Source organism: Rhodospirillales bacterium (assembly GCA_014323865.1).
Lineage (GTDB): Bacteria > Pseudomonadota > Alphaproteobacteria > SP197 > SP197 > SP197.
In genome coordinates, this window is sequence record JACONG010000012.1 from 87,719 (window position 1) to 94,207 (window position 6,489).

Below are 6,489 nucleotides of genomic sequence, written 5' to 3' on the forward strand. Positions count from 1 at the left end.
GCGCAGACAACCGTTCAGAAACGGTCGGGACGGAAGGCTTCGAGGTCGAGGCCGGGATCGCGCCCCGCAACCAGATCGGCGATGACAAGGCCGCAGCGGGCTGCCAGCGAGAGGCCGAGGTGCTGATGGCCAAAGTCGACCCACACATTGGAGAACTGCGGCATTGTCCCCAGCACCGGAAGATAGTCCGGCATGGTCGGACGGCGGCCCATCCACTTGGTGACCTCGGTCGCTTTCGAGGGGTCGAAGTCGCGCAGGGCCGATCGCCCGCGTTCCACGATCACATCGGCCCGCTTGTAGTTCGGCTCGGCATCGACGCCGGCCAGTTCGACCGTGCCCGCAAAGCGCACGCCTTCATCCATCTGGCTCAGTCCGAAGTGGTTCTCACCATGAATGAACGGGATCTTCAGGCCCGTGTGGACACCGTGAAACACGGTGTGATAGCCGCGTTCCGTGTCGAGCAGGAAACGCAACCCCATCATGGCCGCGATGCGGTGCGACCAAGCCCCGGCGGCAACGACCAGACGATCAATCGTGCGATCACCGCCCGAGGTCTCGAGCTCCGTCACCCGTCCGGCGCCATGGCGTACGCCGCCGACCTCGACCAACTCGATTGCACCACCCTCGGCGACGAACTGATCGGCGATGCCGCGGGTCAGCTTGTAGGGATTGATCGTGCTGTAGCAGTCGGTGAAATACGTGACGTGGCGGATGGCGTCCGCCATCGCCGGTTCGGCCTGACGGATCTGATCGCTACCGAGCTCGCTCGCCTCGACGCCGAGTTCCGCCAGCAGGCGCCGCTCTTCCGCGTCGCTCTCGTATCCCTGATCCGATTCATAGGCGATCATCATGCCGCGCTTGCGGATCAGATCGGCATTAGCCGTTCCCTTGGTCAGGGTGTCGAAGGACGTTGTCGTGCCGTCCAGCAGAGCATGAAAGGCGCGTGCGTTGCGCATGCGTGTGTCGCCGTTCGACGCCTTCAGGAACGCGATCATCCAGGGCATCAGGCTGGGCAGATAGCTCCAGCGCACCGTCAGCGGTGCCATGCCATTGAGCAACATGCCCGGCACGTCGCGAATCACGCCGGGCGCGGGCAGCGGCAAGGCGGAGCTCGTATCGCAGATCATCCCGGCATTACCGAAGGAGCAGTTCTCGCCGGGGCCATCACGATCGAGGATCGTGACGTCGTGTCCGTCGCGCAGCAGCGCAAGGCCAGCGCAGACCCCGACGATCCCGGCCCCGACGACCGTAACGTGATATCGCTCTGCCATTGATCTCCCCCGTAAGTTCCAACCGCCGTCAGGATCATACAGAGGCGGCCCCGTAATAAAGGGAGACCTTGTGTTTAGCTTCGGCGAAGAAGAGCCAGCGTTCGATCAGGGTCCCACCGAGGCTCGCACCGGCAGCCACCACGACCAGGATGGCACCGAACAACCCGCCTGCGAGCGCGCCGATCACAAGAAGAGTTGCGGGAACGACGATACCCGCGATCAGCGCAATACGGCGCAGCTTCTGCGCATGCTTGCGCCCGATGCGGAAGATCATCTCGCGCTGCAGATAGTTCTCGCTGCTGTGAGGCGCTTCGAGCAGATGGCCGCCCTTGACCCGACCGGCCATGCCCAGGGCAGATCCCAAGTCGCTCTCGCCGGGACGATCGGCATGCCGCCAGGCGCATGCCTTGGCCACGGCCGAACCCAGCAGCGCAACGAACGCGACGCCCAACGGAAAGCCCGAGACGATGCCGGTTGTCAGAGCCACCGCGGCACAGACGATCAGCGCGCCTCCGGCCAAGCCGATAGCGAGAAACGACGGCACGGTCCAGTGGTTCGACCAGGACGGCACGGTCCACAGCGAGCGATAGATCATCGCCGTACAGATCATCGTGACAACCGCGCACACAGCAGCGGCGAGACCGAACAGAACGAGCGTGCCGGTTTCCCCGCGCGACGCGATCCAGCCGCCGATGAAGATGAGGGCCGGCACGAAGGTGATGAAGGCCATGACACCCTCGCGCGACAGCCATGACGAACGCCACTGGCTGAGCGCGCGCCAAGCCCGTTCCGGGTGGCGCAGGTGGAAGGTCGACGACAGCAGGCCGGCGACGATCAGGGCCAGGCACAGCGCGCTGACGATGACAGCGAAGACCCTGCTTTCGGGCAGCTGGCGCAACGCGTTCAGTACCCCGATCCAGACCAGCGCGCCGTAGCCGGCACCCGACAGGCCTGTGAAGAGAACAATGGAGATCGCCGGATGCATCGCTCAGTCTGAAAGAACGCGATCGAGCCAGCCGAGGAATCCGTCTGGAGCTTCGTCGTTGCCCCCTGCGGTCATGGTGGCCGAAGGTGCGGCGTGACGGCTGCGCGGCGGCAGGTAGCGATTGACCGGCTCCGCACCGCTTTCGGGCATCAGGGTGACACCGCCGCGCTCGACCACCAGGCGCGAGACGTCCGAACTTGGATCGGCGAGATCGCCGAAATGCCGGGCCGAGGTCGGACAAGTACGCACGCAAGCCGGCACCCGGTCCTCCTCCACGAGGTCGGAGTTGTCGATGCGGTCGGCGCAGAGCGTGCACTTCTTCATCGTGCCCGTGCCGTCGTCCAATTCGCGCGCGCCGTAGGGGCACGCCCAAGCGCAAAGCCCGCAGCCGATGCAGAGATCTTCGTCGACCAGAACGATGCCGTCCTTGGCGCGCTTGTAGGACGCTCCGGTCGGACAGACGGTCACACAAGGCGCGTTGTCGCAATGCAGGCACGAACGCGGGAAGTGGAGCGTGAAACCGCCCTCCCCGTCGTCGACATCGAAGGCATGAATGCGGTTGAGCCAAGTGCCCTGAGCCTCCGCGCCATAGGGCGTCATGTCGCTCAGCGGTGCTGCCGTGCCTGTCGAGTTCCATGACTTGCAGGCCACGGCACAAGCATGGCAGCCCACGCAGATATCGAGGTCGATGACGAGACCGAGTTTCTTCTCCGTCGCGGTCGGCAGCGTGGTCATCGCACAGCCCCCACGATATGGGAGCCCTCATCGAGGCTCGACATCGCCGGTTCGCTCGGCCCGGCCTGAACCGCCGCACGCCGCACACGCACCGTGAGGTCGTACCAAGCAGCCTGGCCGGTTACGGGATCGGCGTTGGCATAGCGGTAGCCGTCCTCGCGGGCTGGCAGCAGGTCGTCGATCAGGTGGTTCAGCAGGAAGCCGTCAGTCGCTTCGGCCGCATCGCGCGCGAGCCCCCAGGCACCCGAGCGCTTGCCGATCGCGTTCCAGGTCCAGACCGTGTTTTGGTTGACGCCGTCGGCGATCGCGACCCTGGCCTTGATCTTGCCGTGACGGCTTTCGACCTCGGCCCACTCGCCGTCTGACAGGCCTTCCCGCTCGGCAACCGCGCGGCCGATGTAGAGCCTGTTGTAGCCGTGGATCTGGCGCAGCCAGGCATTCTGCGAACCCCAAGCGTGATACATCGCCATCGGTCGCTGGGTGATGGCGTGCAGCGGATACTCGACGCACTCCTGCTCGAAGGGCGCATACCAGAGCGGCAGGGGGTCACAGTAGGTCTCGATCCGTTCGCGTTCGCCTTGGGGCGGCACGTTAGGCGCGTGCCCGCGGGCGGCCAACCGGAACTTCTGCAGTTCCTCGCTGTAGAGCTGCAACGTGATCGGCGCATCGTGATCGATCAGGCCGAGTTCCACGGCCTCGGTGAGATAGCCGGCATTGGCGAACTTGAAGAACCGGTGACCCTCGCCCAGTTCGTGGCGCCAGTGACAGCCGTTGGCGATGTACGCATCGAGCTGGTTCGGATTGACGTCGCCTTTGCCCCAGTCGCCGCCGTTCGCGCCCCGCCAGCCGGCGAGCGAACCGACACGCGGCTTCCGTAGATGATTGACCAGATAATCGGAATAGCCGCCCGGATAGAGTGGCGACCCGTCCTCGGCCGTCAGCGCCGGAAACTCGAGGCGATGCCCGAGCTCTATAAGTACGTCCTGGAACGGCCTGACATTGCGCGACGGCACCGCAACCGGCTGTCGGATCGCATCAGCCGGCGCGTCGGGATCGCTGATGGGCCGGTCGAGCAGCGAGATGCAGTCCCAACGCTCCAGATAGGTCGTGTCGGGCAGCACGAGATCGGCATAGGCGACCATCTCCGACTGATAGGCATCAGCATAGATGATGTGCGGAATGCGGTAGTCGCCGGTTTCGGGGTCGACATCGGTCAGCATCTCTGCGGTGCCGGTGGTGTTCATCGCCGAGTTCCACGCCATGTTTGCCATGAACATGAAGAGCGTGTCGATCGGGTAGGGATAGGCCTTCCAAGCATTCGCGATGACCGAATGCATCATGCCGTGGATGGCGAGTGGCGCATCCCACGAATAGGCCTTGTCGATCCTGACCGGCGTGCCGTCCGCCTCAATCAGCAGGTCCTCGGGACCGCCCGGGAAACCCAGCGGCATGCCGGGCATGGCTTGACAGGCGACGATCTGGTCGGGCTTGCCGGTCGGCTTGGCCGGACACGGGATATGGCGCGGATAGGGCGGCCTGTAGCGATGACCGCCGGGCGTGTCGACGCTGCCGAGCAGAATCTGGAGGATGTGGATCGAGCGGCAGGTGTGAAAGCCGTTGGAATGGGCCGAGATGCCGCGCATGGCGTGCATGCTGATCGGTCGGCCGACCATGCGGTCGTGCTTGCGTCCCCAGCTGTCAGTCCACGGCTGCTCGATAACCACCTCGCGCTCGAACGCGGCTTCGGCCAACTCTGAGGCAATGCGGCCGATGTCATCGGCGGCGACGCCGGTCTGGTCCGCGACCGCCTCGGGGCTGTAGGCATCATCGAGGCATCGGCGCGCGATCAGCTCGAATGCGGGAACCGCCTTGCGGCCATCGCTCAGTTCAAACGTTCCCTTCAGCGCCGGCGTGGCGTCGGGATCGTCGAACGTCACAGCGGTTTTGCGCTTGCGGTCCCAGACCAGCGGGGTACCGCCGTCGTTGCGGACGATCAGGCCGTCATCGGCATCATCCGGGGCCTGGATGACGAGCTGCGGAGCGTTCGTGTAGCGGATCAGGTAGTCGACATCGACACGGCCGGTCCGCAGCAGTTCGTGGCACAGCGCCATAACCAGAAGCCCGTCGGTGCCCGGCGCGATTCCGATCCACTCGTCGGCAATCGCCGAGTAGCCGGTGCGAACGGGATTGACCGACAGCACCTTCACACCACGCGACTTGAGTTGGCCGAGGCCGATTTTCAGCGGGTTGCTGGCATGGTCCTCGGCCACGCCGAAGAGCATGAGATACTCGGTGCGTTCCCAGTCGGGTTCGCCGAACTCCCAGAACGAGCCGCCAGTCGTGTAGAGACCAGCCGCGGCCATGTTGACCGAGCAGAAGCCGCCGTGCGCGGCATAGTTGGGCGTGCCGAACTGCCCCGCCCACCAGCCGGTGAAGGCCTGGCTCTGGTCCCGGCCGGTGAACATGGCGAGCTTCTTGGGATTCTCGTCGCGGACGGGCTTGAGCCACGACACCGCAAGATCAAGCGCCTCGTCCCAAGAGATCGGCTCGAACCTGTTCTCGCCGCGCTTGCCGACGCGCTTCATCGGTGTCGTCAGGCGCGCCGGCGAGCGATGGTTCATCAGGCCCGCCGCCCCCTTGGCGCACAACACGCCCTTGTTGACGGGATGGTCGCTGTTGCCGTCGATGTAGACCGGCTCACCGTCCTTCTTGTGAACGCGGATGCCACAGCGGCAGGCGCACATGTAGCAGGTGGTGGTGACCACCTCGTCGGCGATCGGCGGCATCTCCGCGATGCGGCGTTCGAGGCGTCGGCGTTCGTCGGACAACCGGTGCTCCAGATCGTTCAAGCAGGGTGCCTGGAACGATTCGGGTCGGGCGACCTGCGGTCCAAGCGGCGGCAAGCGGCGGCAAGCGGCGGCAAGCGGCAGGTTGTCGTGAGATGCCCGCGTGATCAAGGGACCAAACCGTCCAGACGCACGAAACCGGTGTGTCAGGCCACCACGCGATTCGCGGGAAAGCGCACCGCAGCCCGGGTCCCCTCTCCTGCTGTGCTCTCCAGCGTCAGCGAACCGCCGTGCAGTTCGACCAACTGCTTGGTCAGCGGCAACCCGAGGCCGGTCCCCTTCCGCGTGCGCCCCGCACTGCCGAACTGGACGAAGGGTTCGAATGCGGTCTCAAGCTCCTCGGCGGTCATGCCGACGCCGCGGTCTTCGATGATCATCAGCGTGCCGACGGCATCGGCATTCACACTGACACGGACATGCCTTCTTCGCGTGAGGACTTGACCGCATTGGACAGCAGGTTGAGCACGATCTGGCGCACCCGTCACGCATCCACACGCGGCCGAACCGTACCGTCATCGACCTCGTTTTTGGGCGAAAATCTCGGATTCGAAACTCTCGAACCGCTCGTGCTCTTCCAGCAACCGCTTGAACTCGTCACGCCGCCTGTGACGCGTCGAGATCTAGATCGATGAAATGCTTGTAACCGGGATAG

Annotated in this window: 5 protein-coding genes; all 5 read right to left on the minus strand. The window is 64.9% G+C overall.

Going from position 1 to position 6,489, the window contains the following annotated elements:
* Positions 1-14: 14 nt before the first annotated feature.
* A complete protein-coding gene (locus GDA49_06695; GenBank protein ID MBC6440086.1) occupies positions 15-1,271 on the minus strand; it encodes an FAD-dependent oxidoreductase in 1,257 nt (418 codons plus the stop codon).
* Between the two features lie 34 nt (positions 1,272-1,305).
* Positions 1,306-2,256: a dimethyl sulfoxide reductase anchor subunit gene (locus GDA49_06700; protein MBC6440087.1), complete on the minus strand. Its 951-nt coding sequence runs from the start codon at positions 2,254-2,256 to the stop codon at positions 1,306-1,308.
* Between the two features lie 3 nt (positions 2,257-2,259).
* The gene (locus GDA49_06705; protein MBC6440088.1) at positions 2,260-2,991 is read right to left on the minus strand and encodes a 4Fe-4S dicluster domain-containing protein; all 732 of its coding nucleotides are present in this window, start codon (positions 2,989-2,991) and stop codon (positions 2,260-2,262) included.
* Positions 2,988-5,777, minus strand: coding sequence for a molybdopterin oxidoreductase family protein (locus GDA49_06710; protein ID MBC6440089.1), 2,790 nt, complete (start codon positions 5,775-5,777; stop codon positions 2,988-2,990). The genes GDA49_06705 and GDA49_06710 overlap by 4 nt, the downstream gene beginning before the upstream one ends.
* A gap of 206 nt (positions 5,778-5,983) precedes the next feature.
* A complete protein-coding gene (locus GDA49_06715) occupies positions 5,984-6,241 on the minus strand; it encodes an ATP-binding protein (protein ID MBC6440090.1) in 258 nt (85 codons plus the stop codon).
* Positions 6,242-6,489 lie beyond the last annotated feature (248 nt).